This is a genomic window from Actinomyces urogenitalis, assembly GCF_002861525.1.
In the GTDB taxonomy this organism is placed as follows: Bacteria; Actinomycetota; Actinomycetes; order Actinomycetales; family Actinomycetaceae; genus Actinomyces; species Actinomyces urogenitalis.
This window is the reverse complement of the sequence record NZ_PKHA01000014.1, coordinates 1-22528: the sequence shown is the minus strand read 5'-3', so window position 1 is coordinate 22528 and position 22528 is coordinate 1. Positions and strand designations below refer to the sequence as shown.

The window sequence follows — 22528 nt, the reverse complement described above, 5'->3', positions numbered from 1 at the left end:
CAGACGCGAGGTCACGGCGTGGCCACCCAGGCCTGCGCACCACGCCCTGCCGGGAGGCACGCCGCTACTCCTCACGCCAGCGCGGCGTCATGCCTCTCGCGATGCACCAGCACCTGGCCGGCATGATCCTGCACCCAGTCGCGCAGAGCCGTCAGTGGCCCGGTCAGGCTGCGGCCGAGCTCGGTCAGCTCGTAGTCCACGCGTGGCGGGACCCCGGGAGTCTGACTGCGTACCACGAGCCCGTCGCGCTCCATCGACCGCAGGGTCTCAGTGAGGACCTTCGGAGTCACGCCCCCCACCTCGCGGCGCAGCTCGCTGAAGCGACGCGGACCGTCAGACAGGACGACGACGACCAGCGGTGTCCAGCGGTCCACGACGTGGCGCAGCACCGTGCGCGAGGGGCACTGGGGTGAAAGCACGTCGAAAGCGACAAGCGGCGCTTCGTGTGTCACGGGTCATATCCTTAGTTACGTTGAGGTACCTAGTACCTAAAACATACCATGAAGCCATCGCAATCGGCTCGCCGAGGCGCGAGACACCACCGACGAACCTGGGTCACCGCCCAGGACTGACACACGAGGAGTCACCGTGAAGATCACCGTCATCGGAGGAACCGGCGCCACCGGATCGGCCGCCGTCGCCGAGGCCGCTTGCCGCGGCCACGAAGTCACCTCCGTCTCCCGCTCCGGCACGAAGCCCGAGGGCGCCACGCACGCCGTCGCCGTCAACCTGGGTGACACCGCCGCCGTCGTGGACCTGGTCAACCAGGCCGACGCCACGATCATCGCCGTCTCCCCCGATCGCACCGGAGGCTCGCCCCAGCCGGTGATCGACGCCTTCAAGGCTCTCATCGACGCCCGCCCCACCGGCCGTCTCGTGGTCGTCGGTGGTGCCGGCTCGCTCCTGGACGCATCCGGCAAGCGCCTCGTGGACGACCCAGCCTTCCCGGAGGCCTACCGCAGCGAGGCCCTGGCCTTCTCCAAGGTCCTGGAGCTCTTCCGCGCAGCCGGCAGCTCGATCGCCTGGACCCTGGTCTCCCCTGCCCCGGCCTACCCAGTACCGGCCTCCTCCGGCTCCTACGTCACGACCACTGACACCCCGGCCGGCGAGACCCTCTCCGCCGCGGACATGGCCATCGCGCTCATCGACGAGGCCGAGAAGGACGCTCACCGCGGCGCTCGCTTCGCCGTCGCCAGCGCCTGACGGTTGCACAGGGCACCCGCTACGTCGATTCAGGCCCTGAACAGTCGGCTCCAGCGCTGGGAGCATGGGATCCGACTGTTCAGGGCCTGAAGCGACGAGGTGGGGAGCGAGACACGCGGGCCAACACCACGTGTGGACGCCAGCCAGGGGGCAGGCTTCACCTATGACTGCCACCCCCACCACCGTCCGTCCCTCCAACCCGCCCATCGCCCTGGCCATCGCCGGCTCTGAGGCCTCCGGAGGCGCCGGCGCCCAGACCGACCTCAAGACCTTCGCCCAGCTGGGCGTCTTCGGCTGCGTGTCCCTGACCTGCATCGTCTCCTTCGACCCCAAGAACGACTTCGCCCACCGCCTCCACGCCATCGACCCCCAGGTCCTGGCTGACCAGATCGAGGCTGCCGTCGGCGTGCACGGCACCATCGACGCCGTCAAGATCGGCATGCTCGGCACGATCCCCACCATCGAGACCGTCGCCGGAGCTCTGGAGCAGTACCGCTTTGCCAACGTGGTCGTCGACCCCGTCCTGATCTGCAAGGGCCAGGAGGCGGGCGCCGCCCTCGACATTGACAACGCCCTGCGCGAGAAGGTCCTGCCCTACGCCACCATCACCACCCCCAACCTCTTCGAGACCCAGGTGCTGGCCGGCGTGGAGGAGATCACCACGGTGGACGCCCTTAAGGACGCCGCCAAGCGGATCTACGACCACGGCGTACCCAATGTGCTCGCCAAGGCGGGCACCCTGCTGGGCACCGGCACCGCCCTGGATGTCTTCTATGACGGCCAGACCCTGGAGGTCCTTGAGGTCCCGGCCATCGGCCAGGAGCGCGTCTCCGGCGCCGGCTGCACGCTCGCCGCTGCCATCACGGCCGAGCTCGCCAAGGGCGCCAGCCCGCTGGACGCCTGCCGCACAGCCAAGGACGTCGTCGTCTCCTCCATCGAGAACCGTATGCACGGCAACGCCCCCTTCGACTGCGTCTACCAGGGGCGTTACGGACGCCAGTGAGGCGTCAGCAGCCTGACGTACCCGCGACCTGCGGTCACGCCCCCTTAAACCAACCAGGGCCCCGGTACAGCCTCCTCGCAGATCAGTACTCCGGCTCCGGAGCCATGTCCCGCGCCATGTTGGCAAAGCGGGACAAGTGCCCCTGGAAGGCCACGGGAATCGTGCGGGTCGAGCCGTTGCGGTGCTTGGCCACGATGATGTCCGCCTCGCCGGGGCGCTCCTCGGGCTGGTAGTACTCCGGGCGGTGCAGCAGCATGATGATGTCAGCGTCCTGCTCCAGCGAACCAGACTCACGCAGGTCAGACATCTGCGGCTTGTTGCCGGTGCGCTGCTCAGGACCACGGTTGAGCTGGGCGACGGCGACCACCGGGATGTCCAGCTCCTTGGCCAGGAGCTTGAGCGAACGGGAGAACTCACTGACCTCCTGCTGACGCGACTCCACCCGCTTACCGGAGCTCATGAGCTGGAGGTAGTCGATGACCATGAGCCCGAGCCCCTGCTGCTGTTTGAGCCGCAGCGCCTTAGAACGGATCTCCGGCATCGTCAGGTTCGGGGAGTCGTCGATGAACAGAGGCGCCTCACTGACCTGGTGGTAGACCGAGGCAACGTCCTTCCAGTCGCGATCATCCATCAACTTGCCGCCGCGCAGCTTAGTCATCTCCACCCCGGACTCGGCGGAGAGAATGCGCATCATCAGCTCCATGCGGCCCATCTCCAGGGAGAAGTAGCAGCTGGTGAAGGGATTGCCGTTGTGGTCCCGAGCATGGATCGAGGCCGAGCGGCAGAAGTCGACGGCGAGGGTCGACTTACCCATGGCCGGACGCGCCGCGACGATGATCATCTGCCCGCCCTTGAGCCCGCCCGTCAGCTCATCGAGCTCAGCGAAGCCCGTGGCCACACCGGTCATCTGACCGTGCTCACGCGACTGGCCGGCCTCGATCTCCATATTGGCGTCATTGAGCAGCTCGCCGACGGCAGAGTAGTCCTCCCGCTCCCCCTCGCGGTGGGCGACGGCGTAGACCTCCGCCTCCGCCATGGTCACGAGCTCGTCGATGTCCCCGGCGTCGGTGGAGTAGCCCAGCTGGGTAATGCGGGTGCCGGCCTGCACCAGGCCGCGCATGAGGGACTTCTCCTTGACGATGCGGGCGTAGTAGCCGGCGTTGGCCGCCGTGGGCACCTGCCCCATGAGGTCAGCGAGGTAGGGGGCGCCACCGACGAGCTCCAGCTCGCCGCGCTTGGCCAGCTCATCTCCCACGAGCAGGGCGTCAGCAGGCTGGGAGCGGTTGTAGACCTCGACGATCGCGTCGAAGATCATCTCGTGGGCCGGCTTGTAGAACTCCGGTCCGCGCAGCACCTCGATGACGTCGGTGATGGCTTCCTTGCTCATGAGCATGCCACCCAGGGTCGCCATCTCGGCGGCCAGGTCCTGAGGCGGGACGCGGTCGAAGACGCCGTCGAATCGGGCTCCACCAGAGCCCGCAGCATCTGCGCGCCCGGAACCGCCCTCACGGTGCCCACGAGGACCAGGTCCCTCACCCTCGTCCCAGCGTCCGGAACGCTCGCGGCCTGGCCGCTCGTCACTGACCGGCTCGATCGCCGGATCCATCTCCGTCATCCGCTGCTCCTGACCGACCTGGGCACCACACGATCGCGCCGCAACAACCGCAGACCGGCGGTGCGGGCAGCACGCCGCGCGCGTGACCCTAGCCAGCGGCTGCGCCCGTCGCAACACGCTCGTGCGGCACCTGATGTGGACAACCCACCCTACTGCTGTGGAACACCCCGTGCCTCCTGTGGTGAGAGAGGGGGCCGCAATGTGGATAACTCTGGGGACAAGATGAGCCCTTGTGTGGATGCGCTGAACACTGCCCCGTTCTTGCAACGAAAGGTCGGCAATCGACCCTGTGGCTCGCCGGATGCGCAACCACTCGTCAAAGATGTGGATAACATGCCCATTCTGTGGACAAACCTCAAGGTGAGGATGAGATTCCCAGGTGCGAGACACCTGCCGTGAGACACTGCAGGCCCGTCATGACCACCTTGCGTGGTCCCGCCGATCACCAGCTGCGCTACCGATGACCCGCCACCGCCCCCTGGCCCCCACAGGCCTGAACCGCCAGATCCTCTCCCTCGCCCTGCCTGCCCTCGGGGCCCTGGTCGCCGAGCCTCTCTTCGTGCTCATCGACTCCGCCATGGTCGGCCACCTCGGCGCCACGAGCCTGGCGGGGCTGTCCCTCGCCTCCACGGTCCTGACCACCGTCGTCGGCCTCTTCGTCTTCCTGGCCTACGCAACGACGGCGACCACCGCCCGCCGCTTCGGGGCCGGCGACCGCGCTGGCGGACTGCGCGCAGGCGTCGACGGTCTGTGGCTGGCCGCGATCCTGGGGCTCGCCGCCTTCCTGCTGCTGTGGGTCATGGCCCCCTGGGTCACCCACGCCCTCGGTGCCCGCGGCGAGCTCGCCGATGCGGCCGTGGCCTACCTGCGCGCCTCAGCCCCGGGCCTGCCAGGCATGCTCGTCGTCTTCGCCGCCACCGGCACCCTGCGCGGGCTGCTGGACACCCGCACACCCTTCGTCGTCGCCGCAGCCGGCGCCGCGGCCAACGTGGCCCTCAACGCGACCTTCCTCTACGCACTGCACACCGGGATCGCCGGCTCGGGAGCCGGGACCGCGATCAGCCAGAGCCTCATGGCAGTGGCACTGACCCTGCCGGTCACCCGCGCGGCCCGCCATGCCCAGGTCTCTCTGCGGCCCCATCGGGCCGGCCTGGGCACCTCCCTAGGCGCCGGCCTGCCCCTGCTGGTGCGCACGCTGTCCCTGCGCGTGGCCATCCTCGCCACGGTCTGGGCGGCGACGGCGCTCGGCCAGGTCCCGCTCGCGGCCCACCAGGTCGTCAACTCCCTGTGGAGCTTCTCCGCCTTCGCGCTCGACGCCTTGGCCATCGCCGCCCAGGCGCTCATCGGCACCGCGCTCGGGCAGGCCGAGGCGGACCAGGCCCCTGCCTCGACGGCGGGCGAGCCCGTCCAGGTACTCAGCATCGACGCCGTCCTGCGCCGGTGCCTGGCCTGGGGCCTGGCCACCGGCGCGGTGATCGGGCTCGTCCTGGCGGCAGCCTCCTCTTGGCTGCCACACCTCTTCTCCTCCGACCCTGCCGTCATCGCCGCGGCCCGGCCAACGCTCCTGGTCACCGCCTCGGCGATGCCGCTGGCCGGTGCCGTCTTCCTCTTCGACGGCGTGCTCATGGGCGCCGGCGACGGGCGCTACCTCGCCCGGGCGGGGATCGTCACCCTCGTGCCCTACCTCCCTGTGGCGATCGCCGTGGGACGCGGGCTCCTTGGTTCGGGGACCACTGGCCTGGTTGCCCTGTGGATTGGCTTCGCCTGGGTCTTCATGGCTGCCAGGGGGCTGACCACCGGTCTGCGCGCCCGCTCCGACGCCTGGCGCCACTAGGAGCCATCGCCGCCGTATACAGACTGAGGGCCCGTCACCGTGATGGTGGCGGGCCCTCAGGTCCAGGCTCAGCGTGGCCGAGTCAGGGGTGCTCAGCGAGCGGCGACGACGTTGACCTCGAGGGGAGCAACGACGTCGGTGTGCAGACGCACGGTGGCGCTGTGGCGACCGGTCGACTTGATCGGGGGAACAACCTCGATCTTGCGGCGGTCGAGCGCCGGGCCGCCAGCGGCCTTGACGGCGTCAGCCAGGTCCGCGGTGGTGACGGCACCGAAGAGGCGGCCGTTGGCACCAGCGGTGGCGGAGACGGTCACGACGTTCTCGTGCAGCCAGGCGCGAGCGGTCTGGGCCTGCTCCAGGGAGTCGATGGCGCGCTTGCGGCGAGCCTCGGCCATCTGGTCGATCTGACGCTGGGCACCCTTGGTCCACGGGGTGGCCAGCTTGCGGGGCAGGAGGTAGTTACGGGCGTAGCCGTCCTTGACCTCAACGACCTCGCCGGCGGCACCGAGGTGGGTGACGTCGTGGGTGAGGATGAGCTTGGTGGTCATATCCGCAGCCTCCGATCAGCGAGCAGAGCTCGAGTAGGGCAGGAGGGCCATCTCGCGGGCGTTCTTCACGGCCTTGGCGATCTTGCGCTGCTCCTGGACGGAGACGCCGGTGACGCGGCGGGCGCGGATCTTGCCGCGGTCCGAGATGAACTTCCGCAGGGTGGCGGTGTCCTTGTAGTCGATGGTGCCGACCTTGATGGCCTTCACCGGGCCGATCTTCTTCTTCGGCTTACGAAGCTGAGGCTTCGCCATGGTGGTACTCCTTGCTATCGAGCGCCCGTGGCGCTCATACGAGATGGTGTGTGGTGCGCAGCGCGTGCCGCGCGAGAAGGGAACGGGATCCGGGCTCGGGATCAGAACGGAGGCTCGTCACCGAAGGACGTGCCGCCGCCCGTGGCCCACGGGTCGTCCACGGCGCCGCCGGCAGGAGCGTTGTAGCTCGGCTGCTGGCCGCCACCGTTGTAACCGCCCTGGTTGGCGTTGTAGCCACCCTGGTTGCCCTGGCTGGCGTTGTTGTAGCCGCCCTGGCCCTGCGGGGCCCCGCCACCGAAGCCGCCCTGGCCGCCGCCGCGCGACTGCCGGGTGATCTGGGCCTTGGCGTAGCGCAGGGAGGGGCCGATCTCGTCGACCTGCATCTCCACCACGGTGCGCTGCTGACCCTCGCGGTCGGTGTAGGAACGCTGCTGGAGACGACCCTGCGCGATCACGCGCGTGCCCTTGGTCAGGGACTCCGCCACGTTCTCCGCCGCGTCACGCCAGATCGAGCAGCGCATGAACAGCGTCTCGCCGTCCTGCCACTCATTGGCCTGCCGGTTGAAGGTACGCGGGGTCGAGGCGATCGTGAAGGACGCCACGGCCGCACCCGAGGGAGTGAAGCGCATCTCCGGGTCCGCAGTGAGGTTCCCGATGATCGTGATGACGGTGTCGCCAGCCATGCGTGTCTCCGTTCCCTGACCCGGGCTCAGGCCTCGGGGCGCAGCAGCTTGGTGCGCAGAACGGTCTCGTTGAGGCCGAGCTGACGGTCAAGCTCCTGGGCGATCTCGGGCGTGGTGGTCATGTCGACGACGATGTAGAAGCCCTCGGACTTCTTCTTGATGTCGTACGCAAGGCGGCGCTTGCCCCAGACGTCGACCTTGTCGACGGTGCCCCCGTTGCTGGGAACGACCTGCAGCAGCTTCTCGAGGGACGCAGCGACGGTGCGCTCGTCAGTCTCGGGCTCGAGGATGATCATGATCTCGTAGTGACGCATGCTTGGTACCCACCTCCTCTGGTCTATGGCGGTCACGGTCTCTCCGTGACAGGAGGGTGATGCGTATTGGTTGCTCCACCCAGCGGGTTGCCAGACGGCGCAGCCAGTCCACGAGCCTACCGGAGCCGGCCCCGGCTCGGAAGGCGGGACGACGACGGCCCCACGTGCCGTCGGACACGTGGGGCCGTGGTGACTCACCCTCTCAGGCGCTCTGCGCCGTCGTGCTAGCCGTTGCCCTGAGGGCTTCCGACCCCGCCTTGGCCGGAGCCCTCCCCACCGCTGCCTTGGGTGGGACCCGGGGCGGGTTCCTGGGTGGCCGCCGGAGCCGGGTCCTGCTGCGTGGGATCAGAGTCCTGCGAGGTGTCCTCTTTCTCCTCGGACTGCTGCTCCTCGTCCTGCTCAGGCTCGACGTACTCCTCCTCCAGCTCGTACTCCTCCTGCGGGGCCACGGTGCCGTAGAGGCTGCCCCGCTTGTAGGAGCCTGAGGTGCGCTGCGCAAACTCAGCGACCGGAAGGTCCGCCAGGGCGGTGGTCATGTACTGGGTGAAGATGTCAGCCGGATAGGTCGATCCCGTGATCTCGTCGTAGCTGCCCCACGGGGTGATCGACTCCTCCGAGCCGTCCGCACCGGTCTGGTAGAGCGTGACGGCAGTGGCGATCTGCGGGGTAAAGCCCACGAACTGGGCAGACTTGTTCTCCGAGGACGAGCCGGTCTTGGCGGCGATCGGCCGTCCGAGCGACCTGGCGGTCTTGCCCGATCCCTCGCTCACCACCTGCTGCATGGCGTAGGTGGCGTCCGCCATGACGTCGTCGGAGAAGACCTTCTCGCCGGTGGTGTTGGCCGTGTAGGCCACGTCCCCGCCGGCATTGGCCACCTGCGCCACCACGTGGGTCTCGTGCCGGGTGCCTTGTGCGGCGAAGGTGGCGTAGGCCGTGGCGATGTCAATGGTGTGCGGGGAGGCTGAGCCCAGGACGTTCTGGACCGTGGTGTCCAGTCCCATCGTGTCCTTCGGGTAACCGGCACGCACCGCGACGTCGCTGGTCACCTCCGGACCCAGGTCCCGGTTGAGCTGGACGTAGGTCGTGTTGATCGAGTAGGCCGTGGCCGTGATGAGGTTGGACCAGCCGTAGGAGGTATTGCCGTAGTTCTGGAAGGTCGTGCCCTCAATCGACATGGGCGAGGAGCCGGAGTACCCGTTGGACAGCGTCGCCCCCTTCTCCAGGGCTCCGACCAGCGCGAAGGGCTTGAAGGTCGATCCGGCCTGGGCAACGGCGTCGGTGGCCGAGCTGACCTGGCTGGTGAGGTAGTCCGCTCCTCCGTACAGGGCCAGGATGCCGCCGTTGGTGGCGTCGATGGACACCAGCGCCGCCCTCAGGTTCTCCGAGTGCCCCTCCGGCAACGCCTGGACGGCGGCCACGGCCGCGTCCTGGTCGGTCTTGTTGATCGTCGTCGTGATGCGGTAGCCGCCGGTGTCGATCTGCTCGGTGGTCATGCCGGCCTTGGCCACGAGCTCAGAGCGCACCAGCTGCAGGATGTAGCCGCCCGGCCCGGCGTAGACCTCGTCAGTCTGCTGCGTCGTGGTCTCGGGCATGGCCGCCGAGTCGTACTCGGACTGGGTGATGTAGCCGTCAGCGAGCATGAAGTCCAGCACGCGCTGGAAACGCACCTGAGCCTGCTCCGGGTCCACCGCAGGGTCCCAGGCGCTAGGCGCAGGCATGATGCCGGCCAGCAGCGCCGACTCCGAGACCGTCAGCTCACTGGCACTGTGCCCGAAGAAGGCCTGTGCAGCGGCCTCGATGCCGTAGGCGCCGCGCCCGAAGTAGACCGTGTTGAGGTAGGAGTCGAGGATGTCCTGCTTGGACATCTCACGGTCGATCTTGATGGCCATGATGGCCTGCTTGAACTTACCCACGTAGGAGCTGGTGGTGTCCACGTAGTAGTTCTTGATGTACTGCTGAGTCAGCGTCGAGGCGCCCTGGGTCGCGCCACCGCGCAGGTTGTTCCAGAAGGCGCGTGCGATGCCCTTGGGGTCCACACCGTTGTTGGTGTAGAAGCTGCGGTCCTCCGAGGCGATGACGGCGTTGCCCACGTAGTCCGGCAGCGTCGAGGCGTCGATGATGGTGCGGTTGACCTCAGCGAAGGTGCCCATCTTGGTCTGACCGTCGGCGTAGTAGACGGTGGTGGACTGCGCCTGGGCGAACTCGCTGGGCGCGGGGATCTTGATGATGTTGTAGGCGATGATGAAGGTGGTCGCCATCGCCGCGATCATGAGCAGGAAGGCCCCGAGAACGAACCTCCAGCTGGGCAGCCACCGGTGGATCGGCCCCTTGCCGGCTCGTGGGTAGTTCAGCAGCCGTTTCCTGCTCGCCGATGACGCCCCCGCGCCCCGGGCACTCTTCGCCTTGCTGCGGGCCGGGCTGCTGGCCGATCGTGAGGACGGCCGTGACGAGCCTGGACGGCGGCCACGACCGCCGCCGTCCTGCCTGCCGCTCCTGGCCGCCTCAGCGAGCTTCCCGCCTCGGCGGCTGGAACCGTTGGGCTTCGCGCTGTCTGCCACGCGCTCCTCGTTTCTGTCCGCGGACACTGGCTGAGACGGCATGAGGCCGCCTCAGGCTGTTGTCCAGTATGACCACACCAGAGCGAGGAGAACAGCATGCAGCGCCTGTGACATGGTCCGAAGACGCGTCCAGGAAACTGTCAGGCCTCGGCGCGAGGCAGCCACACACGCATGGTGGCCGGGCCACGGTTAGCCCAGGAGTAGTAAGGAATGAGCGGCAGGTCGAAGACCTCGGCCGGCTGGTCGCCGCCTTCCTCGCACCCCTGGTGCGAGCCGGCCTCGCTGTAGGGCCACCGGCGCGCAGCCTCGGGCACCCGGCGGGCAGGGACGACCACTGCGCCGTCGTCAGCGATGGCCGGGGCGGCACCTGGCACGAGCGCGATCTCGTCCAGGCTCATGCCCTCAGGCAAGTCCACGGACTCCGCGCACAGCACCAGCGGTCCACGCTCCACGGCTACGCAGCCGCGCACCGCATCGATCCGCGGGTCCGGCACAGTCAGACGCGGACTCATGTCCAGCTCCAGCACGTGGGTCTCGCCGGCGCTCAGGACCCCGGAGACGACGGCGTAGCCGCCGCTGACCTCAGCTCCGTCCAGCCTGGCGCCCGACCACGTCCAGGCGGGCACGCGCACGGACACGCTGACCGGGCACGACGGCGCCTGCTCGACTCTCAGGGTCAGCCGGCCGCTGACGGGATAGTCCGTCTCCAGGCTCACCACGAGCTCCTGCTCGCCGTCGTCAGTGGGAACCTGCGTGCGGATCTGCATGGCTGACAGCAAGTGGATGAACAGGCTCGCAGGGTCCTGGGTGCTGCGCGTGACGCTGGCACCACCGAGGGAGGCCAGCGTGCGGGCGATGTTGGTCGGGCAGCAGGAGACCTCGAACCACGCGGCACGCAGGCTGGATCCCGATCGCATCGACAGCTCGTTGGGGGTGGACTCCTGCCCGGGGACCCTGACCTGGAGGGGGTTGGCGTAGAAGAAGGAGCAGCCCTCGGCGCTGGGAGAGGTGGCCACGACGTTGTAGAGCGTGCGCTCGATGACGTCGGCGTACGAGGTCTCGCCCGTGGCCAGCAGCAGGCGCCAGGCCACCATGACCGAGGCGATGCCCGCACAGGTCTCGCAGTAGGAGCGGTCCGCCGGCAGCTCGAAGTCCTCGCCGAAGGCCTCGCCCTCGTGACGTGAGCCCATGCCGCCGGTGATGTAGGTGCGCCTGGCCAGGGTGCGGTCGTACTGGGCGCGCACGATCTCCAGCAGCTCAGTGTCCCCGCGCTCCATGGCGGCGTCGATCGCGCCGGCCATGAGGTAGAGCGCTCGCACAGCGTGACCGCGGGCCACGGTCTCCTCGCGGATCGGGGTGGCGTCCTGGAAGTACTCGCGGCCGAACTCCCAGTCGCCCAGCAGGCCGTGGCCGCGCCGGTCGAGGAAGAGCTGGGCCTGGTCAAGGTAACGGCGCTCGCCGGTCGCGCGGTAGAGCTCGACGAGCGCCACCTCAACCTCAGGGTGACCGCCGACGGCGACCTGGCCGTCCGGCCCGAAGGTCTGGCAGACGTGGTCGGCGTTGCGCAGGGCGATGCGCACGATGACGTCGTCGCTGCCGAAGCCGGTACGCAGGCGGGCGACGGCTGCCTGAATGAGGTGGCCCGTGCAGTACAGCTCGTGCCCCATGGCGAAGTCGGTGTAGCGGTCCTCGACCCCCGGCTTGTCATAGCGGGTGTTGAGGTACCCGTCCTCGTCCTGGACGGTCTCGATCAGGGCGCCCAGGCGCTGGATCTGTGCCTCCAGAGCAGCGTCCCCGGTGCGGCCGACCTCCCAGGCCATGGCCTCGATGAGCTTATAGACGTCTGAGTCCGCGAACCACAGGCCGGCGTGGTGTCCGGCGATATCGCCTGCGGCGGCACGCACGAAGTTGTCGATCCAGCCGATCCTCTCCTCCCACGCCAGGGAGTGGGGCAGGGTGCCCGAGGCATTGACCTCCTGGCGCTCCCGCCAGAATCCGGAGGTGAGGGTGACCTCGTCCATGCTCAGGGGATTGAGCACGTGCACCGAGCCGGGGCTCGGCAGGACCTGGGCCTTGGCAGCAGGGGCGATCTGGGTGTGCATGAGGGTTTCCTTTGATGACGTCGGTGTCAGTATCGGGCAGAAGTGGCAGCCGTGGAGCGAAAAGCCAATGGGTTGGTCAAGAACAGTGTGTGGCGGCTAGGAGCAAGGATCAGCCCTTGACCGCTCCTGAGGTCATGCCCTTGATGTAGTAGCGCTGGAGAGCGAGGAAGAGGATGAAGGCGGGCACGGTCAGGACGACGACGCCCGCCGTCGTCAGCCCGTAGTCAATGACGCCGATGGTCTGCTGACGCATATTGACCAGGGCCAGAGGCAGGGGCGAGTTGTCCATACCGAGCAGGTAGAGCGAGACCATGAAGTCGTTCCAGGCAGCGAGGTAGGAGAACAGGCCGATCGTCACCAGGCTGGGAAGCACCGAGGGCAACAGGATCCGGGTGAAGGCCGTGAAGGAGCCACAGCCGTCAATGAGGGCAGCATCCTCCAGGTCGCGCGGCAGGGTCGCAAAGGCATTGCGCATCATGAACACGCTGAAGGGCAGCTGGAACAGCGCCAGCACCAGACCGACCCCAACCAGGGAGTTGGCCATCCCCAGGTCCTTCATCCACACGATGAGCGGGATGAGCAGCGCGGCGTAGGGCACCATCATGATGGACAGGACGAGCACAAACAGCGCGTTCTTGAAGGGAAAGCTGAAGCGCGCAAAGGCATAGCCGCCGGTCGTGGCCACCACGAGGGTCACCAGCACGCACACCGCTGAGATGACGAGGGAGTTCTTCAGGTACAGCGGCAGCCCAGCACCGTAGGTGAAGAGCTTGACGTAGTTACCCAGCCCGTAGCCATCCGTCTGTGCCGTACCAGCGGCAGGCGAGACGGAGGAGACCAGTGCCCACACCAGGGGAATGATGAAGCCGATGGCTAGCAGGCCGGTGCCGAGGTAGTAGATGCTCTTGGAGAGCTTGCGCTGGCTCATCGGTCACTTCTCCTCGGAGTCGGTCACGCCCATGGCCCGCAGCTGGATGGCGTTGACGACCACCAGGGCGATGAGGACGAGGACGGACAGTGCTGCCGCCATGCCAAGGTCTCGCTTGGTCTCGAAGGCGTACTTGTAGATGAGCTGGACCACCGTCATGGTGGAGTTGTTCGGCCCGCCCTTGGTCAGGATGAAGAACTGGTCGAAAGCCAGCAGTGAGCCGGTCACGGACATGATCGTCGTCATCGCGATCGTGGGCTTGAGCAGGGGGAAGGTGACGTCCGTGAAGGTGCGCCACCGTCCGGCGCCATCGATCTTGGCGGCCTCGTAGACCTCGGTGGGGATCGCCTGGACGCCCACCATCGTGAGGATCATGTAGTAGCCGGCGAATCGCCACACCACCAGGACCACCGTGGCGATGAGCGCCCCGGTAGGGGTTCCCATCACCGAGCTGCCCGCCTCTGCCAGGCCCAGGGCCGCCAGGATGTCCGTCACCGGACCGACCTGAGGAGAGTAGATCGCGTAGAACAGCAGTGAGGCCGAGGCGATTCCCAGTGCAGCCGGCAGGAGGATCGCCGTACGGACGACGGCGTTCCACCGCCGCGCCTCCTGAATGAGCAGGGCCAGCCCCAAGGCGATCGGCATGAGGATGATCGTGGTGACCACGGTGTACTTCAAGGTGAAGACCGTGGACTGCACGAGCATCGGGTCACGCAGGACCTTGACGAAGTTGTCCGGGAAGGCCGTCCCCATGTTGCCGCCCAGCAGCGTCCAGCGCGAGATCGACATGATGACGACCAGGACGATGGGCACGATGAAGAACAGCACGAGCATGACCACGGTGGGTGCCACGTAGGCACCTGCGCGCAGGTTCTCGCGCCGCCGGACGCGCCGTATCCGGCGTTCCTGGGCGGCGGTGAGTGTGTGGGACATGGTTTCTCCGTCTGGAAGGGCAAGGACAGGGGTGGCACCGCACCGGGCGACGGCTCTCAGGTCGCCGTCGCCCGGCAGGTCCCGGACATGGCGGGCTGGGCTACTGGGCCAGGACGGCGTCAATCTGCTCGTTGTAGGTGTCGACCTGAGAGCCGTCGCCCCACACTCCGTCCTGAATGAGCAGCTGCCACGGGCTTCCAGCAGCGTTGAAGGCCTCGTTGAAGTTGACGGCGACCGGCGTGCGCCCGTTGGCGATGGTCGCGTTGGCCGTGCGGGTGCGCTCGTCAGCCTCGGCATAGCCGTCAGACAGGACGCTGAGCGAGGAGGCGGTGTCGTTGTTGTCAGCAAAGAAGGCCTGCTGAGCCCCATCGCTCATGAGCCATGCCATGAAGTTCCAGGCCTGGGCAGGCTTGGCGCAGTTACGCGAGATGCCGATCGCGTCACCTCCCAGGAAGGTGGAGCCACCGCCGTCGACACCCGGGATCGCCGCGACGCCGACCTCGAAGGGAGACTCCTCGAACAGCGAGGTCACCGCGGTGTAGGCGTACGGCATGACACCGACGCGCCCTTCACAGAACGGTGCGGTCCAGGTCGCCCCGGTCTCCTCCTTCGAGCCGGCACCGATGCCGCCGTCCAGAGCGGCCAAGCGGTTGAGGGAGGAGTAGATCTTCTTCGCGTCCTCGGAGGCCATGAAGGACTGGGTGCCATCGTCACTGAGGACCTCCTTCCCGCTGGCCCACAGCATGGGGAAGAGGGTGAAGACCAGGGCACCACCGGAGGAGCCGGCGATGAAGGTCCCCGAGACGTCACTCTTGCCAAGCTTGGCGATGGCCGTGGCGTGGGCCTCGTACTCCTCCAGGGTGGTCGGGCCGACCTCGGGATCGAGCCCGGCCTCGCGGTAGAGGTCCTTGTTCCACACCATGACGGAGATATCCGTGACGAAGGGCAGGGTGTGCTCCTTGCCCTCATAGGTTCCGGCGTCAATGTGCCCCTGCTGGAGCTCGGCCTTGTTGGATAGGCCGTCGATCTGCTCCGTCAGGTCACGGAAGACCCCCTGCTGGACCCAGTAGGGGATGCGCACCACGTCGCCAGCCAGGATGTCAGGCAGCCCATCAGTCTGGATGGCGGCACCGACCTTGCCCTCGACGTCGTCGTTGGGCAGGAGCTCAACCTTGACCTGGTTCTTGTGGCTGGCGTTGTAGGCGTCCACCGCGTTGTTGACCTGGCGCTCCAGGGGAGCACGCGACCACATCGTCAGCTCGGTGCCGTCATCCGTGCCGCCGGCCGGGATCTCGACGTCACTACCGGCCTCGGAGGCTGCGCCACCTCCACATGCGGACAGTCCAGCGGCCATCGCCAAGGCGCTGACCACCGCGGTGGTCTGAAGGAGGCTGCGCCGACTCATCATCGTTGTGCTCATGGGTTCTCCGTCTCGTCATTGAGGGTGGGCCAAGCCCGGGGCTCTCCGTGGGGTGCGGGCTCTGACCACACGATAGAAAGCGCTTGCGAAAATGAGCGCACAACCGCTCATTCCAGAGAGGCAAGCAGGAGATTCTCCATCGGGACAACTATCCAGACCTCGCATGACTGAGGCGGCGCAGGGTTCACTATCGGCGTTATTACAGCCAAAGAGGCAAAAGCTTGCCCGATCACAGCGGGGCCGGTAGCGTGTTTCTATGCCATCCGCGGAGGTTTTCGAAAGTAACCCAGGCGAGTCGTCATCGACCATACGGACGCCCGTCACCCTGGCGCAAGTCGCCGCCAGAGCCTCAGTCTCCCTGTCCACCGCCTCCAAGGCCCTCAACGGCCGCGACGGCGTCAGCCCCCGCACCCGTGAGCGCGTCCGCCAGGCCGCTGACGAGCTTGGCTTCGCGCCCTCAACCATCGCCCGGAGCCTGGCCACCGGCCGCACGAACACCGTCGGGCTCATCACCCACGACCTCGTCGGCCGCTTCTCCATCCCCCTGCTCATGGGGGTGGAGAACGCCTTCGGAGTCAACGAGGTCTCCGTCATGCTCTGCGACGCCCGCGGAGACGTCATCCGCGAGCGCTACCACCTGTCCTCCATGCTGGAGCGGCGGGTGGACGGACTCGTCGTCGTCGGCGCCCGCCCGGACCCACGCCCCTCGATCGGCAAGGACCTGCCCGTCCCCGTCGTCTACGCCTACGCCCCCTCCCTCGACCCGCAGGACTGCTCGATCGTCTCGGACAACAGGCTGGCCGGGCGCCTGGCCGTGGAGCACCTGGTCGCTCAAGGACGACGCCGTATCGCCCTCATCCAGGGAGACTCCAGCTACGGTGCAGCCACGGCTCGCACCGCCGGCGCCGTCGACGCCCTGCACGAGGCCGGCCTGGCACCATGTGGCGGCGGGGCGCTGTACGGAGACTGGAGCGAGATGTGGGGACGCAGTGGCGCCCGGACGGCGCTGAGCCAGTGGCCCGACGTCGACGCCCTCGTGTGCGGCAACGACCAGATTGCCCGCGGCGCCCTCGACACCCTGCGAGACCTCGGGGCCAGCGTGCCCCAGGACGTCGCCGTCGTCGGTCACGACAACTGGCACCCCATCATCGACGGCTGCCGCCCGAGCCTGACCACGATCGACATGCGTCTGGAGAAGATCGGCAGGACCGCCGCCCAGCGCCTGCGCGAGGCCATGGCGGGCCAGCCGCACCACGGCGTCGAGGCCATCGCCGGGCGCCTGGTGGTGGCGGGCTCCAGCGTGCTGTGACAGCCGTCCCCTCGCCGAGGTAGCGCCTGTACACCTCACCCGTGATGACGCGATTCACGGCGCGCTCACAGCCCGTACCCGGGCGACGGGCCGACCGTCCCTGCGCGGGCAGGCAGGTGAACCGCTAGGGTCGAAGCATGGACACGATCCGCACGACGCAGCGCGCCGACGCTGCGACTGCTTCTGCCAATCAGGACGCCGCTTTCAACTCCGCCATCGCGCTGCGACTGGACCTGCTGGGTCTTCCTGCTCCTGAGGGAGCCGGAGATCCGGTCACCGATCGCCTCATGTCCCCGATCCTCGCGCGTCAGCGTGAGATGAGCCGGCGCCTGTCCGGCCGCCTGTGCGCTGCCGACCGCCGCATCCAGGCCTTCCTCGACTCCTACCTTGAGGACGCTCCGCTCCACCCGCACCTGCCGGCCGACACCTTCGTCCTCGACCAGCCGGGCCTGGCACGCGCGCTGTCGCTTCCGCTGGACTCCACGAGCTTCACCTCCCCCTACGTCGAGAGCTACCGCACCCTGCAGGGCGTGCTGCACAACCCGCGCAACGACCGCCGTACCACCGCTGGCGTCTTCCACGTGGCCGAGGGAGGCCTGCCCATCCCGGATGACAAGAAGGCCGTCCCACGTGACGTCTTCGCCCGGATCCTGGCGGCCGCCGTCGACGCCCCGCAGGACCTGCTCACCCTGCCGTGGTCCTCCACCCAGGACGAGCCCGCCCGCTGTTTCGTCTCGTTGCTGCTGCGGCCCGTCGTCGTGCCCGAGGTCACCGGCTTCTCCGCCGAGCGTCGGATGGAGATCCGGTTCATCGCCCCTGGTGGCCTGGTGTCCAACCTCGACTTCGTCGAGGGCATCTTCGGCAACGCCGGCGATCCCTTCCTGCCGGAGAACGACGCCTCTCTGGCGCCGGAGGGCTGGACCGGGCACACCGGCTGCGTCATCCTCGCTCCCCACCTGACCACCCTGACCAAGAAGGAGCTTGGCCTGCCGTCCTGGGACGAGGCCACCGAGCGCCAGCGCCGTGACGGCATGTGCTGGAAGGACGCCAACGAGCGCTACAACGACGGCAAGGCCTTCAAGCTGGTCGCCCGCGACGAGCGCGGCGTCATCGTCACCGTCATCGCGGACAACTACTTCGGCTACTGCAAGAAGGAGGTCAAGACCCAGATCGGGTACTCGGCCAACCTCTTCGGCTGCGTCGAGGAGGAGCACGCCGGCGGCGCCGTCGCCTTCCCTCGCTACGACCTGGGCCGCGAGTTCCGCGACGTCCACACCCCCGCCTCCCGCACGCTCGCCCACGTGCTCAAGATCAACCCTGGCCGCTTCGAGCTCCAGGCCGAGGGCCACGCACTGGACCTGACCGACGACTCGGTCATCCTCGTGCCGGGTGGCGCCTTCTACTCCATGCTCACCCAGACCATCACCTGGCAGGCCGACGGCGAAGAGCGGTCAATCCCGATGCGTGCGGGCAAGACCTACATCACGCCGTCGGGCTACCAGGTCCACTGCAAGGCCGCCGTCGGCAGCCCCAAGCAGTGGCACATGATCGGCACCGCGCCCTGGCACACCCAGCTGCACAAGCCGGCCACGGTCTCCGGCGGCGGCAAGTCCGAGATCTCCAAGTCGATCCTGGACGCCTTCGTCTTCGGTGAGGCCTATGTGGGAGACCTGGAGGCGGACCTGGACGCCGTGCAGCGGATCTTCGACGGCGACTACACCCACCGCTTCGTGGACAAGGCCAACGAGTCCGCTCACCACCGCCACATCCTGTCCGAGCGCCGCTCGCTGGGCAGCGTCATCAAGCTGCTGACTCCCTCGGCGATGTACACCGAGGAGTACAACGCCTTCCTGGAGTCCATCCCCGCGCATATCAAGGAGCTCATCTTCACCGTCAAGCGCTACTACCGCCCAGAGTGGGGCGAGGACTGGCGCTCGCACTTCTCGGTGAGCATCATGAACGGCCGCCCGGGCAACGCCGTGCGCATGGACGGGGACACCGTCAAGATCAACATGCTGAGGGTGGGCTTCGAGGAAGACGGTTCCTGGCGACTGTTCTCCCTGCGCCCGGACTTCGCCGCCGCCGCGAAGGTCCAGACCGAGGACGACATCACTGCCTCCACGGTGGCTCCGGCCAGCGCCGACGAGCCGGCCTTCACCCAGCGCCTGTCCCGCAAGTACGTCACCAACGCCGAGTCCCTGCTCTTCCAGCGGCCCGACGACGCGATCGTGCGCGGTTACGACAAGCAGACCGAGCTCGATATGTCCGGTACGGGCCTGTTCCTGTCCAACTACGCGCCGCTCACGCCCGCGGACGCGCGGGCGATGGTTGACGACGCCCCGGGACTGTCCCAGTTCACTGAGCCGATGCAGGACCTCGTGCGCCGGGCCGCAGCAGTTGAGGACGACGGCGACCCGAGGCACCAGACCTACTGGGTCTCTACTGCCAACCCACGCATCGTGGGCGGCGCCCCGACGAAGAACCCGCGCTACCTTCAGGTGCGCCCCGACGTCGCCCGGCCACAGGAGGCCCACCTGGCGGACCTGGCTACCCACTTGTTCTCCGACATCCCGCTTGACGAGCCGATTCGGCACAGCGTGGACATCGTGGCAGCCGGGCGCCGCAACAACCCGCCAGAGGAGGGTGTGCCGGCCCTGTGCGCCTACAACCCCTTGCACTTCATGGAGCTGCCCGAGCTGTTCATGGAGTTCATCTCCTCGATGACCGGCAAGTCGCCGTCGACCACGGGGGCCGGTAGCGAAGGGGCCCTGACGAAGTCTCCCTTCAATGCCCTGCCCCCGGTCTACGACCTCAACGCGGCACTGCTGTCCTACGCCCTGAGCGGCTACGACGGCTGGCTGTCCTCGGCCGGGTACATCGGGCCGAAGGTCAAGGTGGCGCACGACATCTCGATGCTCGTCCCCGAGGTCTTCTCCCGCATGGAGCCTGAGGAGCGCGACGCCCATCACCTCCTTGAGGCCGGGTACCTGGAGAAGCTGGAGGACTACGAGCTCGGCGGCCGCACGGTCCAGGCCTCGCGGCTTGGCTACCGCATGAACAAGGCCTTCGCCTCAAACTTCTTCGGCCGGATCTTCCTCCACCCCGACGTCGTCTTCACCGAGGCCATGCTCAAGCCCGAGCTGCAGGATCCTGAGGTCTTCGCTGACTCCGTCGACGTCATCGTCACCACGCACCAGGTCGTGGCTAAGCACTACGTCGACGACGGCTCGATCGCTCACGCCGTCCCGCCCGTCCGGGCGCTGCTGGAGATCATGTACTCCGGGCACTCGGCTGAGGGGTGGACACTGGCGAGCCCAGAGTTCCGTGCCCTGTTCGAGCGGGAGAACATCCTGGCCTCGCAGTGGTACGCCGAGCGCCTGGACGCCAAGGTGGAGCGTGACCGCAAGCAGGCAGAGGCCTCGATCCGTGCGCTCACTCGCTTTATCGAGACCGAGGGCAACCAGGGCGTCTCCGACCGTCTGGACATCGAGGGCCGGCTGGAGGCCGCTCGTGCCTGGCTGAAGGAGGTCACCTCGCCCGCCTACCGCGACAGCCTCGTAGGCACTCTCGGCTTGCAGCCCGAGCTCGCTGAGGGCGAGCCGGTGGACGGCAAGTAGAGACAGCCTCGCCTGGCGGCCTGAACAGCACCGCTGGAACGACCGCTCAGCCACGCGAACGGCCTTCAACGATTGGGGCGTGCCTCCCATCCCTCGGGAGGCACGCCCCAGTCATCAAAGCCCGGCCCGATCAGCGCAAGCACGGTCCATTAGCGCCGTTCCACGACTCAGGGGACACTGGCCCCATAAGTAGGCCCGTCCGAGGGACACGGCACCGCGCCGTATGCTTCGCATCGTGACCCTTGCAACAAAGCCCCCCCCCTCGGCTGAGCGAGGACCTCATCTCAATGAGCGACGCCTAGCAGCAAAGGCCTTTACGCAACGCTGGGACGGTCACGGGTACGAGAAGGGCGAGACTCAGGCTTTCTGGATCGACCTGCTCGGCAGCGTCGTCGGGATCGAGGGAGCAGCCACAGCAGCGATCTTCGAACAGAAGACCTCTGCCGGAGGATTTATCGACGTCCTCATTCCTGAGGCCCGCACCCTCGTGGAGCAAAAGGCCTCCCACATTGACCTCGACAAGCCTGAGCCTCGGCAGGGCACCATGGTCACGCCTTACCAACAGGCCAAGCGCTACGCAGACAGCCTGCCCAATCCGCAACGCCCTGACTTCATCGTCGTCTGCAACTTCGAGTGCTTCCGCGTCCACGACCTACGCCGAGAGGACCCAGAGCACAGCTACATCTCCTTCACCCTGGCGGAGCTGGCCGAGCAGTACCACCTCCTCGACTTCCTTATCGATCCCGCGCGATCCCGGTCAGAACGCGAACGCCAGGTGTCGATCCAGGCAGGCGAGGTCATCGGGCAGCTGCGCGACGCCCTCCACGAGCAGTACCGCACTGCTGGCGACGACCGCTGGCGGGACCTCAACGTCTTATGCGTCCGCCTGGTTTTCTGTCTCTTCAGAGTTGAGTGTGGGCGCGCCGGTGATGGGGGGTAGCTGGGGATAGACGTCGAGGTCCTTGATGATGAGCGGACTCCTACGCCCGCTGATCTCAAGGACCTCGACGATGCCCAACCATCGTTGTGCATGCCCTGACGCGCTCGATCGCTGCGACCGATGTGACTTCCTTCTGGACTTCCCGGGCCTTCATCTGGTGGCCGTCTCGAAGGCCCGGGCGGGACTGGTGCTCGAGGTGGAGTCCTGCGATCCAGTGGCCGGATGCCCCGGTTGCGGGGTTATCGCCACCGGTGACGGTCGGGTGGTGGTCGAGGTGATCGATGCTCCGTGGGTGGGCCGTCCGGTGCGGATCCGGTGGCGTAAGCGTCGCTGGATCTGTCTCGAGGGCGTCTGCGCGGTGACGACCTTCGTCGAGCAATCCGCAGGTCTGCGCTCCACGGGGCCTGCTAAGCAGGCGCGCTGTCCGCTGGGCGATCGGCCGGCTCCGGCGCGAGGGGGCGACGATCCAGGGCCTGGCCCGCCAGCTCGGCACGACGTGGAACACGTTCTGGTCCCAGGTTCGACCGGTCCTGATCGAGGCCGCGAACGACCCTTCCCGGTTCGAGGACGTGCAGGTCCTGGGCGTGGACGAACATGTCTGGCATCACCGGGACCCGCGCCGGCGCGGACCGAAGGAGCTCACCGGGATGGTCGATCTGGCTCGAGGATCCCACCCCACTGCCAGGCTCCTTGACCTCGTCCCCGGCCGATCCGGCAAGGCCTACCGAGACTGGCTCGACGAGCGCGGCGATGAGTTCCGCAAGCGGGTCGAGATCGCAACGCTGGACCCGTTCCAGGGATACAAGAACGCGATCGATGACCAGCACGAGGACGCCACCTGCGTGCTGGACGCGTTCCATATCGTCAAGCTCGCCGGTGCGGCCGTCGATGACGTCCGCCGCCGGATCCAGCAAGCAGGAGGCCCTCGGCCACCGAGGCCGCAAGGGCGACCCTCTCTACGGCATCCGCCATGTTCTCCGCGCCGGGAGGCAGCGCCTCTCCCCGCGCCAGCAGACCCGGCTGGCCAGCGCATTGGCCGCCCATCCCGATCACGTTGCGGTCGAGGTCGCCTACCACTGCGCCCAGGACCTGCGAGACGTGTTCCACCAGCCCACCCCCGCACGAGGACGCCAACTCGCCGAGCAGCTCATCGCCACGTTGCCGTCATGCCCGATCCCCGAGACTGCGCGACTGGGCAAGACCCTGCGTCGATGGCGGACAGCGTTCCTGGCCTACTTCGATACCCACGGCGCGAGCAACGGCGGCACC

At 67.6% G+C, this 22528-nt stretch carries 19 protein-coding genes and 1 pseudogene; 9 read left to right on the top strand and 11 right to left on the bottom strand.

Annotation, left to right across the window (positions count from 1 at the left end; all coding sequences use genetic code 11):
• Positions 1-71: 71 nt before the first annotated feature.
• The gene (locus tag CYJ26_RS10060) at positions 72-452 is read right to left on the bottom strand and encodes a winged helix-turn-helix transcriptional regulator (protein WP_006547889.1); all 381 of its coding nucleotides are present in this window, start codon (positions 450-452) and stop codon (positions 72-74) included.
• A 136-nt stretch (positions 453-588) separates the two neighbouring features.
• Between CYJ26_RS10060 and CYJ26_RS10055 the strand changes: the two genes are divergently transcribed.
• Entirely contained in the window at positions 589-1203 is a 615-nt protein-coding gene (locus CYJ26_RS10055) for an NAD(P)-dependent oxidoreductase (RefSeq protein WP_034236738.1), read from the top strand.
• A gap of 163 nt (positions 1204-1366) precedes the next feature.
• A complete protein-coding gene (locus CYJ26_RS10050) occupies positions 1367-2206 on the top strand; it encodes a hydroxymethylpyrimidine/phosphomethylpyrimidine kinase (RefSeq protein WP_048684457.1) in 840 nt (279 codons plus the stop codon).
• Positions 2207-2288: 82 nt separating this feature from the next.
• Here CYJ26_RS10050 and dnaB read toward each other — a convergent pair whose 3' ends face one another.
• Positions 2289-3821 (bottom strand): replicative DNA helicase, encoded by a 1533-nt coding sequence (gene dnaB, locus CYJ26_RS10045; RefSeq protein WP_180950889.1) that lies wholly within the window; start codon positions 3819-3821, stop codon positions 2289-2291.
• 460 nt (positions 3822-4281) lie between these two features.
• Here dnaB and CYJ26_RS10040 point away from each other — a divergent pair, with 460 nt between their 5' ends.
• Positions 4282-5655, top strand: a complete 1374-nt coding sequence (locus CYJ26_RS10040; protein WP_180950888.1) for an MATE family efflux transporter — start codon at positions 4282-4284, stop codon at positions 5653-5655.
• 92 nt (positions 5656-5747) lie between these two features.
• On the opposite strand, the gene rplI is transcribed toward CYJ26_RS10040, so the two are convergent.
• The 9 genes from rplI to CYJ26_RS09995 all read right to left on the bottom strand — a co-directional run bounded on the left by rplI (position 5748) and on the right by CYJ26_RS09995 (position 15393).
• The gene (rplI, locus tag CYJ26_RS10035; protein WP_006547883.1) at positions 5748-6203 is read right to left on the bottom strand and encodes a 50S ribosomal protein L9; all 456 of its coding nucleotides are present in this window, start codon (positions 6201-6203) and stop codon (positions 5748-5750) included.
• Between the two features lie 15 nt (positions 6204-6218).
• A complete protein-coding gene (gene rpsR, locus CYJ26_RS10030) occupies positions 6219-6455 on the bottom strand; it encodes a 30S ribosomal protein S18 (RefSeq protein WP_006547882.1) in 237 nt (78 codons plus the stop codon).
• Positions 6456-6556: 101 nt separating this feature from the next.
• Positions 6557-7138: a single-stranded DNA-binding protein gene (locus tag CYJ26_RS10025; RefSeq protein ID WP_006547881.1), complete on the bottom strand. Its 582-nt coding sequence runs from the start codon at positions 7136-7138 to the stop codon at positions 6557-6559.
• A gap of 26 nt (positions 7139-7164) precedes the next feature.
• Positions 7165-7452, bottom strand: a complete 288-nt coding sequence (gene rpsF, locus CYJ26_RS10020) for a 30S ribosomal protein S6 (protein WP_006547880.1) — start codon at positions 7450-7452, stop codon at positions 7165-7167.
• A 224-nt stretch (positions 7453-7676) separates the two neighbouring features.
• Positions 7677-10010: a transglycosylase domain-containing protein gene (locus tag CYJ26_RS10015; RefSeq protein WP_412186038.1), complete on the bottom strand. Its 2334-nt coding sequence runs from the start codon at positions 10008-10010 to the stop codon at positions 7677-7679.
• A gap of 140 nt (positions 10011-10150) precedes the next feature.
• Positions 10151-12112 carry a glycoside hydrolase family 127 protein gene (locus CYJ26_RS10010; protein WP_006547878.1) on the bottom strand — a complete coding sequence of 654 codons (1962 nt, stop codon included), beginning with the start codon at positions 12110-12112 and terminating at the stop codon, positions 10151-10153.
• A gap of 109 nt (positions 12113-12221) precedes the next feature.
• Positions 12222-13040 carry a carbohydrate ABC transporter permease gene (locus CYJ26_RS10005; RefSeq protein ID WP_101638370.1) on the bottom strand — a complete coding sequence of 273 codons (819 nt, stop codon included), beginning with the start codon at positions 13038-13040 and terminating at the stop codon, positions 12222-12224.
• 3 nt (positions 13041-13043) lie between these two features.
• Positions 13044-13973 (bottom strand): carbohydrate ABC transporter permease, encoded by a 930-nt coding sequence (locus CYJ26_RS10000; protein WP_101638369.1) that lies wholly within the window; start codon positions 13971-13973, stop codon positions 13044-13046.
• Positions 13974-14073: 100 nt separating this feature from the next.
• Positions 14074-15393, bottom strand: coding sequence for an ABC transporter substrate-binding protein (locus CYJ26_RS09995; protein ID WP_101638368.1), 1320 nt, complete (start codon positions 15391-15393; stop codon positions 14074-14076).
• A 256-nt stretch (positions 15394-15649) separates the two neighbouring features.
• On the opposite strand from CYJ26_RS09995, the gene CYJ26_RS09990 reads away from it, so the two are divergent.
• From CYJ26_RS09990 to CYJ26_RS10860, 6 genes and pseudogenes are all read left to right on the top strand, one after another.
• Positions 15650-16702 carry a LacI family DNA-binding transcriptional regulator gene (locus CYJ26_RS09990; protein WP_052039869.1) on the top strand — a complete coding sequence of 351 codons (1053 nt, stop codon included), beginning with the start codon at positions 15650-15652 and terminating at the stop codon, positions 16700-16702.
• 137 nt (positions 16703-16839) lie between these two features.
• Positions 16840-20319: a PPi-type phosphoenolpyruvate carboxykinase family protein gene (locus CYJ26_RS09985; RefSeq protein ID WP_006547873.1), complete on the top strand. Its 3480-nt coding sequence runs from the start codon at positions 16840-16842 to the stop codon at positions 20317-20319.
• Between the two features lie 235 nt (positions 20320-20554).
• Entirely contained in the window at positions 20555-21259 is a 705-nt protein-coding gene (locus tag CYJ26_RS09980) for a type IIL restriction-modification enzyme MmeI (RefSeq protein ID WP_180950887.1), read from the top strand.
• Between the two features lie 25 nt (positions 21260-21284).
• Entirely contained in the window at positions 21285-21953 is a 669-nt protein-coding gene (locus tag CYJ26_RS10865) for a transposase family protein (RefSeq protein WP_338064336.1), read from the top strand.
• A pseudogene (locus tag CYJ26_RS11080) lies at positions 21844-22116 on the top strand (transposase); the annotation flags it as partial. The gene CYJ26_RS10865 and the pseudogene CYJ26_RS11080, both read left to right, overlap by 110 nt.
• Before the next feature lie 31 nt (positions 22117-22147).
• The coding region (locus CYJ26_RS10860) for a transposase (protein WP_219619553.1) at positions 22148-22528 on the top strand (381 nt) is incomplete at its 3' end.

What these genes read in the sequence shown, in the direction of transcription:
- CYJ26_RS10050 (WP_048684457.1), top strand. Translation starts at nt 1,367, where the DNA reads ATGACTGCCACCCCCACCACCGTCCGTCCCTCCAACCCGCCCATCGCC.
- dnaB (WP_180950889.1), bottom strand. Translation starts at nt 3,821, where the DNA reads ATGACGGAGATGGATCCGGCGATCGAGCCGGTCAGTGACGAGCGGCCA.
- CYJ26_RS10040 (WP_180950888.1), top strand. Translation starts at nt 4,282, where the DNA reads ATGACCCGCCACCGCCCCCTGGCCCCCACAGGCCTGAACCGCCAGATC.
- rplI (WP_006547883.1), bottom strand. Translation starts at nt 6,203, where the DNA reads ATGACCACCAAGCTCATCCTCACCCACGACGTCACCCACCTCGGTGCC.
- rpsR (WP_006547882.1), bottom strand. Translation starts at nt 6,455, where the DNA reads ATGGCGAAGCCTCAGCTTCGTAAGCCGAAGAAGAAGATCGGCCCGGTG.
- CYJ26_RS10025 (WP_006547881.1), bottom strand. Translation starts at nt 7,138, where the DNA reads ATGGCTGGCGACACCGTCATCACGATCATCGGGAACCTCACTGCGGAC.
- rpsF (WP_006547880.1), bottom strand. Translation starts at nt 7,452, where the DNA reads ATGCGTCACTACGAGATCATGATCATCCTCGAGCCCGAGACTGACGAG.
- CYJ26_RS10010 (WP_006547878.1), bottom strand. Translation starts at nt 12,112, where the DNA reads ATGCACACCCAGATCGCCCCTGCTGCCAAGGCCCAGGTCCTGCCGAGC.
- CYJ26_RS10005 (WP_101638370.1), bottom strand. Translation starts at nt 13,040, where the DNA reads ATGAGCCAGCGCAAGCTCTCCAAGAGCATCTACTACCTCGGCACCGGC.
- CYJ26_RS10000 (WP_101638369.1), bottom strand. Translation starts at nt 13,973, where the DNA reads ATGTCCCACACACTCACCGCCGCCCAGGAACGCCGGATACGGCGCGTC.
- CYJ26_RS09995 (WP_101638368.1), bottom strand. Translation starts at nt 15,393, where the DNA reads ATGAGCACAACGATGATGAGTCGGCGCAGCCTCCTTCAGACCACCGCG.
- CYJ26_RS09990 (WP_052039869.1), top strand. Translation starts at nt 15,650, where the DNA reads ATGCCATCCGCGGAGGTTTTCGAAAGTAACCCAGGCGAGTCGTCATCG.
- CYJ26_RS09985 (WP_006547873.1), top strand. Translation starts at nt 16,840, where the DNA reads ATGGACACGATCCGCACGACGCAGCGCGCCGACGCTGCGACTGCTTCT.
- CYJ26_RS10865 (WP_338064336.1), top strand. Translation starts at nt 21,285, where the DNA reads ATGATGAGCGGACTCCTACGCCCGCTGATCTCAAGGACCTCGACGATG.